This window comes from Vibrio sp. 10N.222.55.B11 (assembly GCF_041473705.1).
Classification (GTDB): Bacteria; Pseudomonadota; Gammaproteobacteria; order Enterobacterales; family Vibrionaceae; genus Vibrio; species Vibrio crassostreae_C.
The window spans coordinates 1-241 of sequence record NZ_JBFRST010000182.1; the positions used below are offsets into that span (position 1 = coordinate 1).

Annotated in this window: 1 pseudogene; it reads left to right on the top strand. The window is 46.1% G+C overall.

The annotated features are described in order from the left end of the window. Positions 1 to 83 precede the first annotated feature (83 nt). Positions 84 to 241 (top strand): annotated as a pseudogene (locus AB4503_RS25635) (IS110 family transposase); the annotation flags it as partial.

A 241-nucleotide genomic window follows, 5' to 3' on the forward strand; every position in this document is an offset into this window, starting at 1 on the left:
GCTAACGAATGATATGGACTCCCTCTACCTGACACTCTGCGTGCCATACTTACTTAGAACACGCTGAAGAACTGGAGGTTACTATGTCCACCATTCAAACTATTGGCGTTGACCTCGCCAAGAATGTATTCAGTATTCACGGCGTTGATGCATATGGCAAGTGCGTCCTACGCAAAACTGTCAAAAGAAACAAACTCTTAGACACATTCGCGAAGTTACCTCCCTGCCTCATCGGTATGGA